The sequence below is a fragment of the Micromonospora phytophila genome (assembly GCF_023656545.1).
GTDB lineage: Bacteria > Actinomycetota > Actinomycetes > Mycobacteriales > Micromonosporaceae > Micromonospora > Micromonospora phytophila.
Genome location: NZ_JAMOKF010000018.1, coordinates 1 through 21206 on the forward strand (window position 1 = coordinate 1; position 21206 = coordinate 21206).

Here is a 21206-nt window from a genome sequence, read left to right on the forward strand (position 1 = left end):
CGCCGGCTACGGCAGCGCCACACCGGCGATGGTCGACCCGGACACGGCCGCGCCGGGCTCCGGTGCCACGGCCGCCGGCTCGGCCGGCGCCGGCTCGCTCAAGGCCGCGGGGACCTCCCGGCCGACCGGCTCGACCGTGGCGGCGGAGCCAGCGTCGCTCTTCGACTCGAGCACCGCGCAGGGCTTCCGGGACCGCTGGCGCGACGTGCAGCTGCGCTTCGTGGACGACCCGCGCGCGGCGGCCGGGGAGGCGCAGTCGCTGGTCGACGAGGCCATCCAGGCTCTCGCGTCGGCGCTGTCGGCGCAGAAGAACAAGCTGGGCGGCTGGCAGGACGCCGGCTCGGCGGACACCGAGCAGTTGCGGATGGCGGTCCGCCACTACCGCGACTTCCTCGACCGGGTGCTCGGCCGCTGACCCACCCGAACGGGCGCTCCGACCGTCGCGGTCGGGGCGCCCGTCGGCGTACCGGCCGCAGGGGTGCCCCCGGGCGCACAGGGGGCGGCGTGTTCGCGGTGTACGGGGTGATCGTGACCCTGACCCGGTCCTCCGGCGGCGGGGCATGGCGGCCATCCTCGCGGGTACGCCATGGGGATCGGAGAGAGCGTCTGGGGACAGGAGGGCAGCGACATGACGGATCGTGACCGACCGCTGGAGGAGAGCCCCGAGGTTGCCGCGGCGGTGGAGGACGACACCGGCGTCCCCCAGCTGATGACCGGTGGCGGTGCCGACCGGGACAACCCGTCCTTCACCGAGCCCGGTGGCCGGGCCGGCGGCGAGGCGTCCACCGACGATCTGCTCGGCGACCCGTACGCGGCCGGCACCGGAGCCACCGGCACCGGCACGGGCGCCGGCGGCGACAACATCCGCACCGGCGCCGAGCAGCCCTGGGAGCCGGAGGACCTGGTGATGGCGCGGGGCCAGGACGTCACCCCGGAGACCCTCGAGCGGGCCCGCCGAGACCTGGCCGAGATGGGACAGGCGGCGATCGAGCGGACGGTGCCCTGACCGGGCGTACGTGAGGGGGCCCCTGGCCCGACCGTCGGACGGTCGGACCAGGGGCCCGGGGAACCTGCCGCTGGAGTGCCTCACCTACTGCCAGCGGCGGGTGGGTGTCGCCCTCTACAGCGCCGGGTAGGCGTTCCTCATCAGCTCCTGGAACTGCGCGGAGAACCAGGCCCCGGAGATCGGCGCGTTGGGCAGCGCGCCGCTCATGCTGTTGCCGTTGCGGGCGTTGCCGGTGTAGGTCGGGTCGCACATCCGGTCGAAGCCCTTGCCCTCGTTGTTGGGGATGAGCGTGCTGGAGCCGTCCGACTCGCCCGGGGGCTTCACCCAGACGTACGCGTCGATGCCCGGCTCCGGGGCGGCCTTGGGACGCTCGCCGAGGCCGGCGCCGGCCTGGTTGCACCAGTTGCCGGCGTGCAGCCGACGGTCGATGCGGCCACCGTTGACGTAGGTGTCGACGCTGGTGGAAGCGCCCGGACCGGTCGGCCGGGCGGTGCCGCCCCAGCCGTTGCGGGAGGTGTCGATCAGCATGCCGATGTTGGACTCAAAGCCGACCGAGACCAGCTTGTCGCGGAACGCCTGGGCGAACGACAGCTCGTCGACGTACTGGTTCCAGTCGATCCACTTGGACTGGCGGACGGTCTGGCTGTTCACCGTGTCGGTGATCTTGATGTGCGGCTCCCGCAGCGCGGAGTAGTTCGCGGTGTTGACGATGAAGCCGTGCACGTTCCGCACCGTGCTGCCGGAGGCGACGGCCGCGCTCTTCAGCATGTCGGCGGTCGGGCCGAAGTTGCTGTCCCAGCCGATCCAGCCGTGGTGCGCCGCGTCGATGTAGTTGTAGACGTTGCCGATCGCACCGAGCTTGGCCAGCGCGTAGCCGACGCCGTTGACGTAGGCGCCGTTGGCCTTGACCGTGTCGCACATCGCGGTGCCGCCCGGCTGGCCGGAGGTGTTGGTCACCAGGTTGGGCAGCGAGTCGATCTCGATGATGTTGATGATCCGGAGGCTGGCGTACTTCGGGTCGGCCTGGATCGCGGCGATCGGGTCGATGTACTGGGCCTTGTACCTGGGCAGCTCGTCGGGGCCCAGCTCACCGTTGGAGGCGAGCGCGGCACAGTCCCGGCCGGGCAGGTTGTAGATCACGAACTGGATGTAGCCGGCGCCCTGCTTCAGCGCCTCGTCCAGGTGGTTGCGGACCCCGAAGGCACCGTTGGAGCTGCTGTCCGGGGTGCCGTTGATGGCGGCGATCCGGTCCAGCCACACGGCGGTCGGGTTGTTCGACACCCGGCTGCCGCCAGGCTCGGCGTCGGCCTTGGCCTTCCACTCCGGGTTCACGTACCCCTTGACTCCCGCGTATGGGTTGTCGACCTTGCTGCCCACCGGCGGCGGGGTGGTCGGCGGAGGCGTGGTGGGCGGCGGGGTCGTCGGCGGCGGGGTGGTCGGGGTCGTGCCGCCGTTGCAGGTCACCCCGTTGAGGGTGAACGAGGTGGGCTTCGGGTTGCTGCCGCTCCAGGCGCCGTTGAACCCGATGCTCGTGGTGGCGCCGCTGGCCAGTGAGGCGTTCCACGACTCGTTCTGCGCGGTGACGTTCTGACCGGACTGCGCCCACCGGGCCGACCAGCCCTGCTGTACGCGCTGCGAACCGTCGGGGAAGGTGAAGCCCAGGGTCCAGCCGTTCAGGGCGTCGCCGACGTTCTTGATGTTGACGGTGGCGGTGAACCCGCCCGGCCAGTCGCTGGTCGTGTACGACACGTCGCACTGGGTCGCGGCGTGCGCCACGGTGACCGGGAGGGTCACCAAGCCCCCTGCGACCAGGGCGCCCGCGCCGGCGAGCGCGAGGGCCCGGCGTTGGCCGGACAGCCTTCTCCACACATTCATGCCACTGATCTCCTTGGGCGAGACCGGATCCGCGAACGGCCCGGCGAAACGGCCCCGATGGACGTCCTGCGCGGACGACCGCCGGCGCCAAACGGGATTCTTCGGGGGTGCCCGGCCCGGACGGGCGTTCTGGTGGTGGTGCGGCGGACCGACGACGGCCGGTCATCGGCGGGAGGTCGCCCGGCGCACCGGTTGCCCTCGACTCCTGCCTGCGCGGTGTGGCTCCCCGAACCGCGTGGAGCGATTCTTGCATGGGAGCGCTTCCATGGCAATGCCTCGATGCCTCCGGCGCGACGTTCGGGGCCTCCGGGGGCGGCTGGGTCCGGTGGGACCCGGACGATGCACGTCGGCGGCATCCGACCGGCACGGCGCAGGCCGTCGGGCCCCCTCCGGGCGACAACCCCTCGGCGGCCACCAGATCAGCGCTATCCGTCGCTAAAGCCGCGTAGCACCCCTAGACCCCGTATCTCCTGGAAACGTCAAAACACGAATCTTTCCCTTCATAGGTCGTGAAACGGTCTAACGTCGGTCGTAGCTCGGTTGTCGCCGGGCTCAGGACAACAGGGATGGAGTGACGCAGGTCATGGCAAACAAGATGCTCGGGAAGGTCGTTGCGGGCGCTGCCCTCGGTGGCGCTTCGCTGCTCGTGTTCACGCCGGGGATCGCGTTCGCGGACGGCCACCACCACGACGACGAGGGCAAGGTCTACGCCAAGCCGCACGTCGTCAAGGCCGGCGACGAGGTCAAGCTGCTGGAGGTCTGCGAGGAACCGCAGAAGCACGCGTACGTCTGGTCGAAGGTCACCGGCAAGGTCAAGCTCAAGCCGGCCGATGACCGGGGCGGCGACCGGGGCGACTGGCGTGGCGGGGAGGAGGACTCCTACGACCGCGAGCACGGCAAGGACGACAAGGGCAAGGACAAGGACGACCACGGCAAGGACGACAAGGGCAAGGACCACAACGGCAAGGACGACCACGGCAAGGACAAGGACGACCACGGCAAGCCGCAGCCGCCGTACAACGGTGGCCAGCCGGCGGGCCAGGGCGGTGGCGCCGCGGACGGCAAGGACGAGGACGACCGCGACTGGAAGGGCTACGAGCACGGCCAGGACGGCGAGGGTGGCCGTGACCACAAGGGCTACGACGAGAACGACCGCGACCGCGACCACAAGGGCTACGACGAGAACGACCGCGAGGGCCGCGACGAGCACGGCCGGGACGACCGTGACGACCGCGACCACAAGGGCCGCGACGGCCGGGACGACCGTGACGACCGCGACCACAAGGGCCGCGACGGCCGGGACGACCGTGACGACCGCGACCACAAGGGCCGCGACGGCCGGGACGACCGTGACGACCGCGACCACAAGGGCCGGGACGACCGTGACGACCGTGACGACCGCGACAAGGACAAGGACAAGGACCGCTGGGAGCACAAGCGGGACTTCGTCTACTACGGCGAGGCCAAGGTCGACAAGGACGCCAAGCCGGGTCGCTACAAGCTCGAGGGCTCGTGCGGCGACGGCGAGCTGATCGTCTTCCCGCGGGGCGGGGTCGACGGTGGTGACGGTGGCGCCAGCACCGGCACCGACCGGGGCCTGGCCGCCGGTGGGGCGAGCCTGATCGGTGCGGCCGCCCTGGGCGGCATCGTGCTGATGCGTCGGCGTCGGACCGATGAGTCCTTCGTCTGACGTGACGGCGACACGGGCCGGCGGCCGTCACGGGAAACCGTGGCGCGCCGCCGGCGCGGCCGTCGTCGTCCTGCTCGCCATGACGGGCGCCGGCATGGTCGGCGCCTCGCTGAAGACCACGCCCGCTCCCCGCCCACCGCAGCCCCTGGCGGCCCAGGCCGCACCCACCACCACCGGGCCGGCGGTCGCCGACCCGAGCACCCCGGCCGTGACCGGGCTGGCCCGGTCGACCCCCACCACGATCACCATCCCCCGGATCGGCGTCGACGCGTCGATCATGTCGCTGGGCACCAACCCCGACGGCACCGTCCAGGTCCCCCCGCTGGAGCAGGCCAAGCTCGCCGGCTGGTACGAGCCGGGGCCGAGCCCCGGCGAGGTCGGCAACGCCGTCATCGTCGGGCACGTCGACTCGGCGAAGATCGGACCGGCCGTCTTCTTCTCCCTCGGCGCCCTGCGACCCGGCGACACCATCGGCGTCACCCGCGCGGACGGGCGGCAGGTCACCTTCACCGTGGAGTCGGTGAGCTCGCACCCGAAGACGTCGTTCCCGACCGAGCAGGTGTACGGCCCCTCCGACCGGCCCGGCCTGCGGGTGGTCACCTGCGGCGGGGTCTTCGACTCCGCGGCCGGCAGCTACCCGAACAATGTGGTCGTCTTCGCCTCCCTCGCGACCTGATTTCGCCGGTCGACCGCGCGGCGCGTACGCGTCAGGCGGCGGCGGAGGTCCGCACCAGGGTGCGGATCTGGCGCAGCAGCACCGACAGGGCGGCCAGGTCCGCCCGCGACTCGTCGAACTCCCCCATCGCCCGGCGGGCCCGGTGGATCGAGGTGGCGTTCGACTGCTCCCACTCCTGCACCCGCTCGTGCGGCGGCAACGAGTCGGGGGTGGAGTCCAGGACCTCCGCGGTGAGCGCGGCCAGCGCGGCGTACAGGTCGTAGCGCAGCGCCATCCGGGCCAGCGTCTGCCAGCGATCCTCCCGCGGCAGCAGGGAGATCTTCGACAGCAGCGAGTCCACCCGGAACAGGTCGGAGAGCACGAAGTAGACCGGGGCCACCTCGGCGACGTTCCGCCCGCTGCGCGCCGAGGTCTCCACCACGTCGAGCAGGCCGAAGCTGTACATCAGGCGGGTCGCCTGCGCGGCCAGGTCACGCGGCAGACCCTTCTCGGTCATCGAGTCGATGTGCGCGGCCAGGGCCTCGCGCTCGCTGCCGTAGAAGCGCTCCTCCAGGTCGGGCAGGAGTTGGGCGACCCCGTTGCGCAGCCGGGCGATCTCCGCGGGCACGTCGATCGGCGAGCGGCGGTTGGTCACCAGCCACCGCACCGCCCGGTCCAGCAGCCGCCGGGTGTCCAGGTAGACGCTGGTCTGCAGCTCCGGGGCGATCTTGTTGTCCAGGGCCTCCACCGCGTCCCAGAGCTCCCGCAGCCCGAACACCTCGCGGACCACCACGTAGGCCCGGATCACGTCCGCCGCGCTGGCGGCCGTCTCCTCGACCACCCGGAAGACGAACGAGATGCCGCCCCGGTTGATCGCCTCGTTGACCAGGACCGTGGTCACGATGTCCCGGCGCAGCCGGTGCCGGCCCATCCGGTCGGCGAACCGCTCGCGCATCGGCGTCGGGAAGTAGTTGACCAGGACCTCGGTCGTCCACTCCTCGTCGGCCAGCCCCTCGGAGAGGATCTCCCGCTCCAGGACGATCTTGACGTACGCCAGCAGCACCGCGAACTCCGGTGCGGTCAGCCCGGACTCGGCCCGCACCGCGAGCTCCTCGTCCGGCGGCAGCGCCTCCAGGGCCCGGTCCAGCGCGCCGGAGCGCTCCAGGTCGGTGATCATCCGGCGGTGCACCGGAAGCAGGGACGCGGCCTGCGCCTGGGCGTTGTTGACGGCCCGGGCCTGGTCGTAGTTGTCCCGCAGCACCAGCTCGGCGACCTCGTCGGTCATCTCGGCGAGCAGCTCGTCCCGGTCCGGGACGGTCAGCTCGCCGTCGGCGACCGCCGTGTTCAGCAGGATCTTGATGTTCACCTCGTGGTCGGAGCAGTCCACCCCGGCCGCGTTGTCGATGAAGTCGGTGTAGATCCGGCCGCCGGTCAGCGCGTACTCGATCCGGCCGAGCTGGGTGCAGCCCAGGTTGCCGCCCTCACCGACCACCCGGCACCGCAGGTTGCGGCCGTCCACCCGGATCGCGTCGTTGGACTTGTCGCCCACCTCGGCGTTGGTCTGGCTGGACGCCTTGACGTAGGTGCCGATGCCGCCGTTCCAGAACAGGTCGACCGGCGCCGTCAGGATCGCCTTCATCAGCTCCTGCGGCGAGAGCTGCTCGACGCCGTCCTCCAGGCCGAGCGCCGCGCGGACCTGCGGCGTGATCGGCACCGACTTGGCCGTGCGCGGGTGCACCCCGCCGCCGGCCGAGATCAGCTCGGTGTTGTAGTCCTCCCACGACGACCGGGACAGGTCGAACAGCCGCTTCCGCTCGGCGTACGAGGTGGCGGCGTCCGGGTCCGGGTCGAGGAAGATGTGCCGGTGGTCGAACGCGGCCACCAGCCGGATGTGCTCCGACAGCAGCATCCCGTTGCCGAACACGTCGCCGGACATGTCACCGACGCCGACCACCGTGAAGTCCTCGGCCTGGGTGTTCAACCCCAACTCGCGGAAGTGCCGCTTGACCGACTCCCAGGCGCCCCGGGCGGTGATGCCCATCTTCTTGTGGTCGTAGCCGGCGGAACCGCCGGAGGCGAACGCGTCGCCGAGCCAGAAGTTGTGCGCCGTGGAGATCTCGTTGGCGATGTCGGAGAAGGTCGCCGTGCCCTTGTCCGCCGCGACCACCAGGTAGGGGTCGTCGCCGTCGTGCCGGACCACGTCCTCCGGCGGCACGATCTCACCGCTGACGATGTTGTCCGTGACGTCGAGCAGCGCCGAGATGAACTCCTTGTAGCAGATGACCGCCTCGTCGCGGTCCCCCGGCTTCTTCTTGAGTACGAAGCCGCCCTTGGCGCCGACCGGCACGATCACGGCGTTCTTCACCATCTGCGCCTTGACCAGGCCGAGCACCTCGGTACGGAAGTCCTCGCGCCGGTCGGACCAGCGCAACCCGCCCCGGGCCACCGGCCCGAAGCGCAGGTGCACGCCCTCGAAGCGCGGCGAGTACACGAAGATCTCGAACTTCGGCCGGGGCGCCGGCAGGTCCGGAATGGCCTGCGGGTCCAGCTTGAACGCCACGTACGCCTTCGGCCGGCCGTCGGCGCGCTTCTGGTAGAAGCTCGTCCGCAGGGTGGCCTGCATCAACGTCAGGTACGACCGCAGGATCCGGTCCTGGTCGAGGCTGGCCACATCGTCCAGCGCGGCGCGGATGTCGGCCGCCAGCTCGGCGCTGCGTTGCTGCCGCTGCTCGTGGCTGGCCTCGCCCGGCGCGAACCGGACCTCGAAGAGCTCGACCAGCAGCGCGGCGATCCGCGGGTACGCGATGAAGGTCTGCTCCATGTAGTCCTGGGAGAAGACCGTGCCGGCCTGCCGCAGGTACTTCGCGTACGCCCGCAGCACGCACACCTGCCGCCAGGTGAGACCGCCGCGCAGCACCAGCTCGTTGAAGCCGTCCACCTCGGCCTCGCCCCGCCACGCCGCCGCGAAGGCGTTCTCCACGTGCGGGCGCACCTCGGCCAGCTCCTGGTGCCCCTCGGGCAGCCGGAGGCCGAAGTCGTAGAGGTAGACGCGGCCGTCGATCCGGTCCACCTCGTACGGGTGCTCGTCGACCACCTGGACGCCGAGCGAGTGCAGCACCGGCAGCACCGCCGACAGCATCATCGGCTCGCCGTAGCGGTAGACCTTGAACCGGACGTCCATCATCTCGGCCAGGTCCGCGCCCGGCACCCGGGACCCGCCGCGGGGCGCCAGCTGCTTGCGGAACAGGTGCATCTCCAGCTGGCCGGGCTCCTCCAGCAGTTCCAGCTTGGCCAGGTCCTTCATCGCCTCGTACGGCGTGTGCCCGTCCTTGTAGCCCTCCGGGAACGCGTCAGCGTACCGGCTGAACAGGTGCTTGGCCTGCTCGTCGCCGAGCTTGCGCTCCAGCACCAGCCGGTAGTCGTCGTCCCAGAGCCGGGTCGCGTCGGCCAGTTCCTCGGCGAGCAGGTCGGCGTCGATGTCGCCCGGCGGCTTGGTCGGGTCGGTGCGGACGATGAAGTGCACCCGGGCCAGCATCGACTCGGTGACCCGGGTGGTGTAGTCCACCCCGACGCCGTTCAGCTCACGGAGCAGGATGTCCTGCATGCGCAGCCGGTTCTGGGTGGTGAACCGGTCCCGGGGCAGGTAGATCAGGCAGGAGATGAACCGCCCGTACGCGTCGCGGCGCAGGAAGACCCGCAGCTGCCGGCGGCCGGCCATCCGCAGCACGCCGATCACCGCGTGGTAGAGGTCGTCGGTCTTGATCTGGAACAGCTCGTCGCGCGGGTAGGTCTCCAGGATCTGGAGCAGGTCCTTGCCGGAGTGGCTGCGCTGGCTCAGCCCGGAGCGGTCCAGCACCTCGGCCACCTTGCGGCGGACCACCGGCAGCTCGCGCACGCTGGTCCGGTACGCGGCGGTGGAGAACAGGCCCAGGAAGCGCCGCTCCCCGACCACCTCGCCCGCCTCGTTGAAGATCTTGAACCCGATGTAGTCGAGGTAGGCGGAGCGGTGCACGGTGGCCCGCGAGTTCGCCTTCGTGATGATCAGCAGGCGCTTCTCGGTGACCTTGTCGTGCGCCTCCGGCGGCATCGAGGAGAGCGCCCGGGGCTCGGTGGAATCCTGACGCAGGATGCCCAGCCCGGTGCCGAGCACCGCCTCCAACGCCTTGCCGCCCGGCTGGCCGTCGCCGGCGGGCACGTCGACCAGGCGGTACTCGCGGTAGCCGAGGAACGTGAAGTGGTCGTGCGCCAGCCAGCGGAGCAGCTCCACCGAGTCGGTGATGTCCTTCTCCGGCACCGGCGGCCGGTTGTCCGACGTCCGGGCCGAGGCGAGCTCGTCGGCGAGGGCGAGGGACCGCTGGCGCATCTTCGGCCAGTCCTCCACCGCCTCCCGCACGTCGGTGAGGACCCGCTGGAGTTCCCGGCGCAGGTTCTCCCGCTCGCGGGCGTCGCGGACCGGGTCGATCTCGACCCGCATCCAGCTCTCGATCAGGTCACCGGCGATGGCGTCGTCGGGCTCCACGTCGGCGGAGACCTCGGTCAGCCGGCCCAGCGGCTCACGCCGGACCACCACCAGCGGGTGGACCAGCAGGTGCACGTCGAGGTGGTGGGAGTTGAGCAGGGCGGTCACCGAGTCCACCAGGAAGGGCATGTCGTCGGTGACGATCTCGATGACGGTGTGGTGCTGGTCGGCGTCGGGCTCGTGGATGCGGAGCTTCAACTCCCCCGGCACCCGTTGCTGGGCCAGGTCCCGGTGGGCGCGGGCCGCGTCGAGCATCTCCTCGGCGGTGAAGCCGATCAGCTCCTCGTCCGGCGCGTACCGCCAGAAGCGGCTGACCAGGGTCGCCGCGTCGTGGTCGTCGCCGGCGAGCGCGACGGCCTGGGCCACCAGGCGCTCCGCGTTCGGTACGGGTTCGTCGAGTTCGCCGTCCTCCGCGTCGTCGGCCAGCGCGTCGGCGGGCAGGCCCAGATCGTAGAGCGTGTCGATACTCGAACCGGTCATCCCGGTCACTCCTGTGTCGAGTCGGCCGGGGCCGTCCCCGTCGGTCGCCGAATCGAAGCTGTCGTCCCGGCCGGTGTCAGCCTGCCGGAGGTCGGGTCCCGGTTTGATCGCCGGACGCCGGTCCATCGGTGCCACTCCCCTCGACCCACCGCGTTGTGGGTCACTCTGCCGCCCAGCCTAGGCCCTGCCGTTCTGCCCCTTCGTCGGCGGACCGCAGTGCGGACGTCCGGATCCGGACTTCGTCCTTTCACCCGTTGCGGGTACGAGGTTGGCCGGTCCCGGAGTACCCCGCCTCTGGTTGTTCATCACACAGTCGCGGGTCCGTCTTTTCGCACGTCGGCCCCCAGTGGGGGACGATGCGGACGCCCCCGCCGTACTACCGTGCAGGGCAGTTCCGAGATCGGAGGATCCGCTCCATGCGCCTGTCGTACCCCCGTCGTCACCGGCTCCGCAGACCGCTCGCGCTGCTCGCCGCCACCGCGCTCGTCGCTGGCGCGCTCACCGCGTGCTCCGACGACGACGGGCCGGAGCGCAGCGTCGACGCCTTCCTGACCGGCTGGCGCTCCGGCGACCTCCAAGCGGTCGGCTTCGTCGACCCGACCGGCGCGAAGGTGCCCGCGGCCGACGTCTCCCGCGAGATCAAGGAGCTCTCCGGGGAGTTGGCGGCCACCCCGCCCGCGCTGACCCGGCAGGGCGACCCGAAGATCACCGCGGACATCGCGACGGCGGTGGTCAAGGTCGAGTGGACCCTGCCGGGCGACACCCGCTGGGCGTACGACCGGCAGGTGCGGCTCAGCCGCGGCGGCGACCAGGAGTGGCGGGTCATCTGGGAGCCGCGGCTGGTGCAGGAGCAGCTCGCCCGCGGTGACCGGCTCGGGCTGCGCCGGGACACCGGCCCCCGGGCCGGCGTGCTCGACGCCGCCGGCCAGCCGATCGTGGCGCCCCGCCCGGCGGTCCGGGTCGGGTTGCAGCCCAACCAGGTGACGGACCTGCCGGGGGTGACCCGCAAGCTGGACGCGGCGTTCAAGGCGATCCGGCCGGCGATCACCCCACCGGTGGACCTCTCCGGCCTGCCCAACCGCCTCGCCGACGCCGACCCGGGCGCGTTGGTGGAGGTGGTGACGCTGCGCGAGGACGCGTACCTGCAGATCAAACCGCGCATCTACGACCTGCCCGGCACGAAGTTCCGCAGCGAGAAGCTCGACCTCGCCCCGACCCGGGAGTTCGCCCGGGCGGTGCTCGGCTCGGTCGACCCGGCTCAGGCCGACGACCTGGCCAAACACCCGGACCGCTACGCGGCCGGCGATCTGGTCGGCCACGGCGGCCTACAGGGCCGCTACGACGAGCGGCTGCGCGGCACGCCGGGGCTGACCGTGATCACCGAACGTCCCGGCCCGGACGGCACGCTGGTGCCCACCGGCACCGAGGTGTTCCGCCACGAGCCGCAGCCGGGGCAGCCGCTGAAGACCACGCTGGACGTGGCCACCCAGAACGCCGCCGACACGGCGCTGCGCGGCGAGAAGCGACGGGCGGCCCTGGTCGCGGTCCGAATCAGTGACGGCGCGGTGCTCGCCGCCGCCAACGGTCCCGGCGCGGCCGGGGAGAACCTGGCCTTCACCGCCCAGGTCCCGCCCGGCTCCACCTTCAAGATGGTCAGCGCGCTCGGGCTGCTCGACCGGGGGGCGGTCACCCCGGACGCCACGGTCGACTGCCCGAAGACCCGCATCGTGGACGGCCGGCCGTTCAAGAACTCCGACGACTTCGAGCTGGGCCCGGTGCCGTTTCGCACGGACTTCGCGAAGTCCTGCAACACGGCGTTCACCGCGCTGGCGCCGAAGCTCGGCGCCGACGGGTTGGCCGTCACGGGTCGCTCCCTCGGCTTGGAGGGGCAGTGGGATCTCGGCCTGGACGCCTTCACCGGCAAGGTCTCCGCCAACGGCGGAGCCACCGAGCAGGCCGCCGCCGCGATCGGGCAGGGCACCACGGTGGTCAGCCCGCTGGCCATGGCCTCGGCCACCGCGGCCGTCGCCCGCGGCCGCTTCGAACAGCCGAAGCTGGTGCTGGACCCGGCCCCGGGCAAACCGGCGGCACCCGGCCCGCAGCTCAAGGCGGAGTCGGTCGCGGCGGTGAAGGCGATGATGCGGGAGGTGGTCACCGCCGGCACCGGCAGCGCCCTGAAGGACGTGCCGGGCGACCCGGTGCACGGCAAGACCGGCACCGCCGAGTACGACAACAACCCGAAGAACACCCACGCCTGGTTCGTCGGCTGGCAGGGCGACATCGCCTTCGCGGTCTTCGTCGAGAAGGGCGGCGCCAGCACCGCCACCGCCGTCCCCGCCGCCGAACGCTTCCTCCGCGCCCTCCCCACCTGAGCCGACTCAGCCCACCAGATACGCGCTCCGCTGCAACCCTTCGAGCTGAATCGCCCACGACATGCCAACGACATCGCCCCCGACATCGCCGACGGCATTGGCGACGACCGGCGATCCCCCTCACCGAACGCCCCCTACCCCTGACCCGACTCAGCCCACCAGATACGCGCTCCGTTGCAACCCTTTGGAGCTGAATCGTCTACGACATCGCCGACGGCGTGCGCGGATGGCAGCACATCCAAGCGAAGGTCACGGTTCGCGCGGCTGCGTTGCCGCAGGTGGCAGCACATCCACCGAAGGTCACGGTTCGGGCGGCTGGTGCGCGCGGTCGGGCAGGTAGCCGACGGTGGTGTGCGGGGGTGGTGGTTCCCTTCCTCCGGCTGGTGCCGAGTGTGCGCGACGCGTCGGGTTCGGAGATGCACGTCCCGCCGGGCCAGGCCGTCGGTGATCACCAACGGGGTCAGCGACCCCCGCAGCGCCCCTCCACTTTGGCGGGCGGGCCGGCGAGCGGATGGCGCGTGCGCCGGCAAGAACATCGGCAGGCAAGTAGCCGGGAGGCGGAAAGGCCAGCTATCAGGCTGCCGGCGGGCAGGGCCGGCGAACCGGCCGGCGGGCAGGCAAACAAGCAGGCCGGCCGGCCCGGCAGGCAAGCAGGCAAGCAGGCAAGCAGGTCAGCCAGCCAGTCAGTCAGCAGCAGTCCGGCCAGCCGGCGAATCGTTTACGACATCAGCTCCAAAGGGCCGACACGGCGCGACTATCGCCGGGCTCCGATCCGCTGCGTTAATGCCAGGTTGGACCGGGCGGAGCGGCTCACCACCGCGCGAAGCGGGCTCGGTTCCGGGTGAAGCAGGCTCGGTGCCGGGTGAAGCAGGCTCGGTGCCGGGTGACAGGCTTGCGGTGTGCGATCAGCCGGCACCGGCCGCCGCCTGGGGCATACCGTCGTCCGTCGTGGGCAAAACGTCGCCGTCCGCCCTGGATGCGAGGTCGTCGCCCGGCGAGGGCGCCAGTGCGCCGTCAGCCGAGGACGCCCTTGCACCGTCAGCCGAGGACGCCATTGCACCGTCAGGCGAGGAGGACGCTACGGCGGCGTCCGTCGCGGGCCGGATGCCCGCCCCTGGCTCGGGCGCGCTGTCCCCGCTCCACTCGGAATCCATCGACAACGACCGCCGCAGCAGGCCGGGGCCGACCGCGCTGGGGCCGACCGCGCCGGGGCCGACCGCGCCGGGGATGATCGTGCCGGGGGTGATCACGCCGGGGCGTCCGTTGCCCCGACGAGGCCCGGGGGTGGTGGCGGGAACGGGGGCGGCCGACGGGCTCGGCAGCAGGCGGGGCGGCACCGCCTCCGGCGCGGAGACGGGGCGTAGCCCGGCCACCACCGTGTTGACGATCTCGGCTGCGTACTCGCCGTCGGGGTCGTAGTCGGGGTCGAAGACGGTCAGCTCGACGCCGAGGCAGTGCGGGGTGTCGACCAGGCCGGCGAGCAGGATCTCCAGCTCGGCGAAGGCGATCCCGCCCGGGTCGGGCGCGTCGACGGCCGGCATCACCGCCGGGTCCAGCACGTCCACGTCGATGTGCACCCAGTAGCCGGCGCAGTCGGCGAGCTGGTCGTGCGCCCACTGGGCGGTCCGCGCGGCGCCCTCGGCGCGCAGGGCCGGCACCGGGCGGGTGGTGATCCCGGCGGCCTGGAGGTCGAGGCGGTATTCGTCCTGCGCCCGGATGCCGAGCACCACCACGTCGACGTCGCGGAAGTAGGGGCGGCGACCCTCGATGGCGGCCAGGTCGGCCTGCCCGCGCCCGGTGACCAGGGCGAGGTCCTCACCGGCCGCCGCGCCCACGTAGGAGGCGTTGCCGGGGTGCCGGAAGTCGGAGTGACCGTCGACGAAGACCAGCCCGATCCGGCCGCCGACCGCCTCGCCGAGGCGATGCATGGCCAGCGCCGAGCCGAGCAGGATCGAGCAGTCGCCGCCGAGCACCACCGGGAACTCCCCCCGGTCGATGATCGTGCCGATCCGCTCGGCGAGCGCCACGGAGTAGTCGGCGATCTCCCGTGCGTGACAGACCCCGTCGCCGGGCCGCCAGTCGCCCGGGTCGTAGCGGGCCGGCGTGACGCAGCCGGCGTCGCGGGCCCGCAGCCGGGCGAGCAGACCCTGGTCACGCAGCGCGCCCGGGGCCTTGGCGCAGCCGGGGACCGACGTGGGCGTGGGCGGGCGTAGGCCCAGGTTGGTCGGCGCGTCGAGGACGGCGATCCGGCGCATCATGAGCTCCCGTCCTCGGTGATCGGGCGGGCCGGCCGGATCGCCGGCCCGCGCTGGCGTGTTACGTGCTCAGAACAGGGCGCTGGCCAGTGCCCGGCGGGCCGAGGCGACCGCGGGGTCGTCCGGCCCGGCGACGGTGAAGAGGCTGACCAGGTGCTGGCGTACCTTCTCCCGGTCGTCGCCGGCGGTCCGGCGGACCAGGCCCACCAGGCGGGCGTACGCCGCCTCGGCCTGACCGCTGAGCACCTCGATGTCGGCGGCCAGGAGCTGCGCCTCGACGTTGTCGGGGTCGGCCTGGGCGGCGGCGATCGCCGCGCCCGGGTCGGCGCCGGCCACCCGCCGGGCCAGCCCGACCTGGGCCAGGCCCGCCTCCGCCGCGGCGTCCGCGGGGGCGTCGGCGAGGATCTTCCGGTACGCCTGCTCGGCCGCGTCGAGGTCGCCGCTCATCAGGGCGTCGTCGGCCTCGTCGAGGCGGGGGTCCTCCGGCTCGGTCACGGCCACGCCGCCGGCCTTGAGCACCGCCTGGATCCACTGCCGCAGCTGCGCCTCGGGCACCACGCCGGAGAAGGCGTCGACCGGCTGGCCGCCGACCACCGCGTAGACCATCGGGATGCCCTGCACCCGGAACATCTGGGCGATCCGCGGGTTGGCGTCCACGTCGACCTTGGCGAGCACCCACGCGCCGCCATCCTCGACGGCCAGCCGCTCCAGCACCGGGGAGAGCTGCTTGCAGGGCTCGCACCATTCGGCCCAGAAGTCCACGACCACCGGTGTGGCCAGCGAACGTTCGAGGACCTCGGACTGGAAGGTCGCCTCGGTCACGTCGATGACGGTGACCCCGCCACCAGCGGGTACGCCGGGGTGGCCGGCGGAGGGACCGGCCTGGGCCGGGGCGGAGGGACGGGCAGGGGTCGGTGCGGGGGTGCGCAGCGCGCTGAGGTCGACCGCGCCGCGGGTGAAGATCGACGAGGTGATCCGTGGGTCGCTCATGGTTACCTAGTCTCGCACGCGCTCCGCCGAACTCAGATCAACCGCGACGGCGACAGTTGCAACTCTCACCCTGCCCACCGCCCGTACGCTTCCGCCGCCGCCCCACCCCGCGATCGTGCCGGCGGCGGGCCCGGGCGGACGCGGCGGGTGCCGCGCCGTCGGGACCCGCCGGGCACGATCGCGCAGGGGGACGGGGGTGGTCAGAAGCGGGCGGGTTCGCGGTAGACGCCCCACTCGGCGCGCAGCGCGTCGCAGATCTCGCCGAGGGTGGCCTCGGCGCGCACGGCGTCGAGCATGGCCGGGATCATGTTCTCGTCGGTGCGGCTGGCCGCGACCATCCGCTCGATTGCCGCCGTGACCGCCGTCTCGTCCCGGGCGGCCTTCCGCTTGGCGAGCATCCGGCGCTGCTCCAGCTCCACCTCGTGCGAGATGCGCAGGATCTCCAGGTCCTTGGCGACCGTGCCGGTGTGGCAGTTGACCCCGACGATCCGCTTGTCGCCCTTCTCCAGCGCCTGCTGGTAGACGAAGGCCGACTCGGCGATGTGGCCGGTGAACCAGCCGTCCTCGATGCCGCGCAGGATGCCGGAGGTCATCGGGCCGATCTGGTGCGGGCCCTCGCCGCCGAGCTGCCGGATGCGGGCGAAGATCTCCTCCGCCTCGGCCTCGATCTTGTCCGTGAGCGCCTCGACGTACCAGGACCCGCCGAGCGGGTCGGCGACGTTGACCACGCCGGTCTCCTCCATCAGCACCTGCTGGGTACGCAGGGCGATCTCGGCGGACTCGTCGGTGGGCAGCGCCAGGGTCTCGTCGAGGGCGTTGGTGTGCAGCGAGTTGGTGCCGCCGAGCACGGCGGCGAGCGCCTCCACCGCCGTCCGCACGACGTTGTTGACCGGCTGCTGCGCGGTCAGCGACACCCCGGCGGTCTGGGTGTGGAACCGCAGCCAGAGAGCCTTCTCGCTGGTGGCGCCGTAGACGTCGCGCAGCCAGCGGGCCCAGATCCGGCGGGCGGCGCGGAACTTGGCGATCTCCTCGAAGAAGTCGACGTGGGAGTCGAAGAAGAAGCTCAGCCCGGGGGCGAAGACGTTGACGTCCAGCCCGCGGGAGAGCCCCAGTTCGACGTAGCCGAACCCGTCGGCGAGGGTGTACGCCAGCTCCTGCGCGGCCGTCGAACCGGCCTCGCGGATGTGGTAGCCGGAGACCGAGAGCGGCTTGTAGCGCGGGATCTCGCGGGCGCAGTACTCCATCAGGTCGCCGATGAGGCGCAGGTGCGGCTCCGGGTCGAAGAGCCACTCCTTCTGCGCGATGTACTCCTTGAAGATGTCCGTCTGCAGCGTGCCGTCCAGCTTGGACAGGTCGGCGCCCTGCCGCTCGGCGGCGACGAGGTACATGCAGAAGACCGGCACGGCCGGGCCGGAGATGGTCATCGAGGTGGTGACCCCGGCGAGGTCGATGCCGTCGAAGAGCGCCGCCATGTCGGTGGCGGTGTCGATCGCGACGCCGCAGTGCCCGACCTCGCCGAGCGCCTGCGGGTCGTCCGAGTCGCGCCCCATCAGGGTGGGCATGTCGAACGCGACCGAGAGCCCGCCGCCGCCGGCGCCGAGGATCATCTTGTAGCGCTCGTTGGTCTGCTGGGCGTTGCCGAAGCCGGCGAACTGCCGGATCGTCCAGGTCCGCCCGCGGTAGCCGGTCGGGTACAAACCCCGGGTGTACGGGTACTCGCCCGGCCAGCCGATCCGCTCGAAGCCCGGGTACGCCGTCCCTTCCGGGGGCCCGTAGACCGGGTCGACGGGCATCCCGGAGAGTGTGGTGAAGTCCGCGTCCCGCTTGCGCGCGGCGTCGTAGCGGGCCTGCCAGCGTGCCCGTCCGGCGGCGATCTCGTCGGCGTTCATCCGCGGAGCTCCTCCTCGAGTCCTCGACTGAAGACCGAGTGTAGAACGGTTGCCTGAACGATCGCTAAGGATGTTCGTACCCACCGGTAACCTGACCAGCCGGTACGCCTCAGACCGAGGTCGCCGCCGGGTCGCCGAGGGCCACGTCGTCCACCCGGATGTTGATCTCGTCGGCCCGCAGCCCGTACGCCTCGACCGCCGCCGTCACCGCGGCCCGGACCCCGTCGGTCACCTGCGGCACCGGGTGCCCGGCCTCGATCACCAGCACCAGGTTGACCACGGCCGACCCGTCGGTGACGTGGGCCGAGCAGCCCCGGCGGGCGTCGCCGACCTGGTCCAGACCGACCCGGTCGAGCACCGCGTTGAAGAACCGCGCGACGTCGCCACCGAGCTCGGCCACCCCGGGCACGGACCGGGCGGCGACCACCGCGATCTTCTCCACCACCTCGTCGGAGACGTGCGTGCGCCCGCCCGCCACCGCGTCCGGCGTCACCGACAGCTCCTGCGTCGCCTCGTCGCCCATGCTCTCCCCAGACCGTCGCACCGCCCCACGGTTTCCGTGGAGCGGTGCGAGCGTACTCGTCGGGGGCGGTCCGTAGTGGACGGGTCAGGAGGCGAGCTGCGAGAGCAGCTCGTCGGCCGCCGCGTACGGGTCGAGGGCACCCTCGGCCACCTTGGCGGCGAGCGTCGGCAGCTCCGTACCGTCGCGCAGCGAGCCGATCCGGGCGCGGAGCACGCCCAGCGCGATCGCCTCGATCTCGGCGGCGGCCCGCGTCTCCTGCCGGCGGCGCAGCTCGCCGTGCTCGACCAGCCAGCCGCGGTGCTTGTCGATCGCGGCGGCGATGTCGTCGATCCCCTCACCGCGCGAGGCGACCGACCGCACCACCTGCGGCCGCCACTGCCCGGGGCCGCGCTCGCCGAGGGCGATCATGCCCTGGATGTCGCGCACGGTGGCGTCGGCGCCGTCCCGGTCGGCCTTGTTGACCACGAAGACGTCGGCGATCTCCAGGATGCCGGCCTTGACCGCCTGGATCGCGTCGCCCATGCCGGGGGCGAGCAGCACCAGCGTGGTGTCGGCCAGCGAGGCGACCTCCACCTCGGCCTGCCCGACGCCGACGGTCTCCACCAGCACCACGTCGCAGCCGGCGCCCTCCAGCACCCGGACGGCCTGCGGCGTCGCCGCCGAGAGCCCGCCGAGGTGGCCACGGCTGGACATGGAGCGGATGTAGACGCCGGGGTCGGTGGCGTGGTCCTGCATCCGGACCCGGTCGCCGAGGATCGCACCACCGGTGAACGGGCTGGACGGGTCGATCGCCAGCACGCCGACCCGGTGGCCCCGGGCGCGCAGCGCCCGGACCAGCTCGTTGGTGGTGGTCGACTTGCCCACCCCCGGCGAGCCGGTCAGCCCCACGACCTGGGCCTGCCCGGCGTAGGGCGCGAGCGCCGCCGCGATCCGCGGCAGCGTCTCGTCGCCGGACTCGACCAGGGTGATCAGCCGGGCCACCGCGCGGGGGTCCCCCGCGCGGGCCCGCTCGACCAGCATCGGTACGTCCCGGCTGCGGCGCACCGGTGCGGTGGCCGTGGCCGGGACGTTCTCGACGACGTCGCTCACTGTGCTTCCTTACTGCGGGGCTCGCAGGAGCGGCTCACTCCTCGCGCCCACTACTCGGTCTCGGCGCCGTTCGGGACGTGGATGATCAGCGCGTCGCCCTGACCGCCGCCGCCGCAGAGCGCGGCCGCGCCGGTGCCGCCACCCCGGCGCTTGAGCTCCAGCGCGAGGGTGAGCACCAGCCGGGCGCCGGACATGCCGATCGGGTGGCCGAGCGCGATCGCGCCGCCGTTGACGTTGACCTTGTCCGGGCCGACGCCCAGGTCACGCATGGACTGGATGCCGACCTGGGCGAACGCCTCGTTGATCTCGATCAGGTCGAGGTCCTGCACGCTCAGGCCGCCCTTCTTCAGGGCGTGCTGGATGGCGTTGGAGGGCTGGGAGTGCAGGGAGTTGTCCGGACCGGCGACGTTGCCGTGCGCGCCGATCTCGGCCAGCCAGGTCAGCCCCAGCTCCTTGGCCTTGGCCTTGCTCATCACGACCACCGCGGCGGCGCCGTCGGAGATCGGCGAGGAGCTGCCGGCGGTGATGGTGCCGTCCTTGGTGAACGCCGGACGCAGCTTGGCCAGCGACTCGGCGGTGGTGTCGGGGCGGATGCCCTCGTCCTCGCTGATCACCAGCGGGTCACCCTTGCGCTGCGGGATGACCACGGGGGTGATCTCGTCGCCGAAGTTGCCGTTCTTCTGCGCGGCGGCGGCCCGCTGGTGGCTGGCCGCGGCGAACTCGTCCTGCTCCTGCCGGGTGATGCCGTGCTTCGTGCCGAGCCGCTCGGTGGACTCCCCCATCGAGCAGCAGTCCCAGGCGTCGCTGAGCCCGTCCAGCGCCATGTGGTCCTTGACCACCACGTCGCCGTACTTGTAGCCGCCGCGCTGGCCGAGCAGCAGGTGCGGGGCGTTGGTCATCGACTCCATGCCGCCGGCGACGACGATGTCGAACTCGCCGGCCCGGATCAGCTGGTCGGCCAGGGCGATCGCGTCCAGCCCGGAGAGGCAGACCTTGTTGATGGTCAGCGCCGGCACGGACATCGGGATGCCCGCCTCGACGGCCGCCTGGCGGGCCGGGATCTGCCCGGCGCCGGCCTGGAGCACCTGACCCATGATCACGTACTGGACCTGCTCGGGGGCGACGCCGGCGCGCTCCAGCGCCGCCTTGATCGCCACTCCGCCGAGCTTGGTCGCGGGGAGGTCCTTGAGGTTGCCCAGCAGGCGCCCCATGGGGGTCCGCGCGCCGCTGATGATCACCGAAGCCATTGCCTGCCTCCGAGGGGGTGCCGACCTGTACGCCTTAACGATTGTTCGGTCAGACTAGCGCCATGGCTGAGAACTCCCCCGTCGAGCCCGCTGCCGACTATGTCACAGACATCGGCCTGCGCCGCATCGACCATGTCGGGGTCGCGGTCGCCGACCTCGACGCCGCGATCGACTTCTACCAGCGCACCTTCGGGATGCGCTGCGTGCACACCGAGACCAACATCGAGCAGGGCGTCCGCGAGGCGATGCTGGCCGTCGGCCCGACCACCGAGGGCGGCTGCGTGCAGCTGCTCGCCCCGCTGTCGCCGGAATCCACCATCGCGAAGTTCCTGGACCGCAACGGCCCGGGCGTGCAGCAGGTGGCGTACACCGTGACCGACATCGACGTGGCCTGCGCGAAGCTGCGCGAGCGGGGCGTACGTCTGCTCTACGAGACCCCGAGGCGCGGCACGGCGAACTCCCGGATCAACTTCGTCCACCCGAAGGACGCCGGCGGCGTCCTGGTGGAGCTGGTCGAGCCGGCCGCCGGCGGCCACTGACCGGCCTGGTCGGGCGGCCGATCCGCAGGATGCGGCATGTCGCGGGGTCCGGGGCGTCGGAGACCGCGACATGCCGC

Annotated in this window: 13 protein-coding genes and 1 pseudogene; 6 read left to right on the top strand and 8 right to left on the bottom strand. The window is 72.1% G+C overall.

The annotated features are described in order from the left end of the window. A pseudogene (locus tag NCC78_RS04965) lies at window positions 1-415 on the top strand (hypothetical protein); the annotation flags it as partial. 213 nt (window positions 416-628) lie between these two features. Further along, a complete protein-coding gene (locus tag NCC78_RS04970; protein ID WP_250791969.1) occupies window positions 629-1006 on the top strand; it encodes a hypothetical protein in 378 nt (125 codons plus the stop codon). Window positions 1007-1120: 114 nt separating this feature from the next. Here NCC78_RS04970 and NCC78_RS04975 read toward each other — a convergent pair whose 3' ends face one another. Further along, on the bottom strand, window positions 1121-2881 hold the full coding sequence (locus NCC78_RS04975; RefSeq protein WP_250791970.1) for a glycoside hydrolase family 6 protein: 1761 nt from the start codon (window positions 2879-2881) through the stop codon (window positions 1121-1123). 583 nt (window positions 2882-3464) lie between these two features. Between NCC78_RS04975 and NCC78_RS04980 the strand changes: the two genes are divergently transcribed. Together NCC78_RS04980 and NCC78_RS04985 are read left to right on the top strand one after the other, a co-directional pair. Beyond that, window positions 3465-4571 carry a hypothetical protein gene (locus NCC78_RS04980; RefSeq protein ID WP_250791971.1) on the top strand — a complete coding sequence of 369 codons (1107 nt, stop codon included), beginning with the start codon at window positions 3465-3467 and terminating at the stop codon, window positions 4569-4571. A gap of 1 nt (window position 4572) precedes the next feature. Next, window positions 4573-5247 carry a class F sortase gene (locus NCC78_RS04985; protein ID WP_250791972.1) on the top strand — a complete coding sequence of 225 codons (675 nt, stop codon included), beginning with the start codon at window positions 4573-4575 and terminating at the stop codon, window positions 5245-5247. A 31-nt stretch (window positions 5248-5278) separates the two neighbouring features. Here the strand turns inward: NCC78_RS04985 and NCC78_RS04990 are convergent, their stop codons facing one another. Then, entirely contained in the window at window positions 5279-10351 is a 5073-nt protein-coding gene (locus NCC78_RS04990; protein ID WP_250791973.1) for an NAD-glutamate dehydrogenase, read from the bottom strand. A 290-nt stretch (window positions 10352-10641) separates the two neighbouring features. Between NCC78_RS04990 and NCC78_RS04995 the strand changes: the two genes are divergently transcribed. Then, window positions 10642-12597: a penicillin-binding transpeptidase domain-containing protein gene (locus NCC78_RS04995; RefSeq protein WP_250791974.1), complete on the top strand. Its 1956-nt coding sequence runs from the start codon at window positions 10642-10644 to the stop codon at window positions 12595-12597. A gap of 905 nt (window positions 12598-13502) precedes the next feature. On the opposite strand, the gene NCC78_RS05000 is transcribed toward NCC78_RS04995, so the two are convergent. The 6 genes from NCC78_RS05000 to NCC78_RS05025 form a co-directional block, all read right to left on the bottom strand. Then, window positions 13503-14855 (bottom strand): arginase family protein, encoded by a 1353-nt coding sequence (locus NCC78_RS05000; RefSeq protein WP_250791975.1) that lies wholly within the window; start codon window positions 14853-14855, stop codon window positions 13503-13505. Window positions 14856-14921: 66 nt separating this feature from the next. Next, window positions 14922-15842 carry a tetratricopeptide repeat protein gene (locus NCC78_RS05005; RefSeq protein ID WP_250791976.1) on the bottom strand — a complete coding sequence of 307 codons (921 nt, stop codon included), beginning with the start codon at window positions 15840-15842 and terminating at the stop codon, window positions 14922-14924. A gap of 200 nt (window positions 15843-16042) precedes the next feature. Then, complete coding sequence (icmA, locus tag NCC78_RS05010; RefSeq protein WP_250791977.1) at window positions 16043-17731, bottom strand: coenzyme B12-dependent isobutyryl-CoA mutase large subunit; 1689 nt, start codon at window positions 17729-17731, stop codon at window positions 16043-16045. A gap of 109 nt (window positions 17732-17840) precedes the next feature. After that, on the bottom strand, window positions 17841-18254 hold the full coding sequence (locus NCC78_RS05015; RefSeq protein WP_250791997.1) for an Asp23/Gls24 family envelope stress response protein: 414 nt from the start codon (window positions 18252-18254) through the stop codon (window positions 17841-17843). Between the two features lie 84 nt (window positions 18255-18338). Beyond that, window positions 18339-19343, bottom strand: a complete 1005-nt coding sequence (gene meaB, locus NCC78_RS05020) for a methylmalonyl Co-A mutase-associated GTPase MeaB (protein ID WP_250791978.1) — start codon at window positions 19341-19343, stop codon at window positions 18339-18341. Window positions 19344-19393: 50 nt separating this feature from the next. Continuing rightward, entirely contained in the window at window positions 19394-20590 is a 1197-nt protein-coding gene (locus NCC78_RS05025; RefSeq protein WP_250791979.1) for an acetyl-CoA C-acetyltransferase, read from the bottom strand. A 62-nt stretch (window positions 20591-20652) separates the two neighbouring features. Between NCC78_RS05025 and mce the strand changes: the two genes are divergently transcribed. Then, the gene (gene mce / locus NCC78_RS05030; RefSeq protein ID WP_250791980.1) at window positions 20653-21129 is read left to right on the top strand and encodes a methylmalonyl-CoA epimerase; all 477 of its coding nucleotides are present in this window, start codon (window positions 20653-20655) and stop codon (window positions 21127-21129) included. Window positions 21130-21206: the final 77 nt, after the last annotated feature.

Excerpts from the sequence above, each read along its gene's own strand:
- NCC78_RS04970 (WP_250791969.1), top strand. The coding sequence starts at position 629 with ATGACGGATCGTGACCGACCGCTGGAGGAGAGCCCCGAGGTTGCCGCG.
- NCC78_RS04975 (WP_250791970.1), bottom strand. The coding sequence starts at position 2,881 with ATGAATGTGTGGAGAAGGCTGTCCGGCCAACGCCGGGCCCTCGCGCTC.
- NCC78_RS04980 (WP_250791971.1), top strand. The coding sequence starts at position 3,465 with ATGGCAAACAAGATGCTCGGGAAGGTCGTTGCGGGCGCTGCCCTCGGT.
- NCC78_RS04990 (WP_250791973.1), bottom strand. The coding sequence starts at position 10,351 with ATGGACCGGCGTCCGGCGATCAAACCGGGACCCGACCTCCGGCAGGCT.
- NCC78_RS04995 (WP_250791974.1), top strand. The coding sequence starts at position 10,642 with ATGCGCCTGTCGTACCCCCGTCGTCACCGGCTCCGCAGACCGCTCGCG.
- NCC78_RS05000 (WP_250791975.1), bottom strand. The coding sequence starts at position 14,855 with ATGATGCGCCGGATCGCCGTCCTCGACGCGCCGACCAACCTGGGCCTA.
- NCC78_RS05005 (WP_250791976.1), bottom strand. The coding sequence starts at position 15,842 with ATGAGCGACCCACGGATCACCTCGTCGATCTTCACCCGCGGCGCGGTC.
- icmA (WP_250791977.1), bottom strand. The coding sequence starts at position 17,731 with ATGAACGCCGACGAGATCGCCGCCGGACGGGCACGCTGGCAGGCCCGC.
- NCC78_RS05015 (WP_250791997.1), bottom strand. The coding sequence starts at position 18,254 with ATGGGCGACGAGGCGACGCAGGAGCTGTCGGTGACGCCGGACGCGGTG.
- NCC78_RS05025 (WP_250791979.1), bottom strand. The coding sequence starts at position 20,590 with ATGGCTTCGGTGATCATCAGCGGCGCGCGGACCCCCATGGGGCGCCTG.
- mce (WP_250791980.1), top strand. The coding sequence starts at position 20,653 with ATGGCTGAGAACTCCCCCGTCGAGCCCGCTGCCGACTATGTCACAGAC.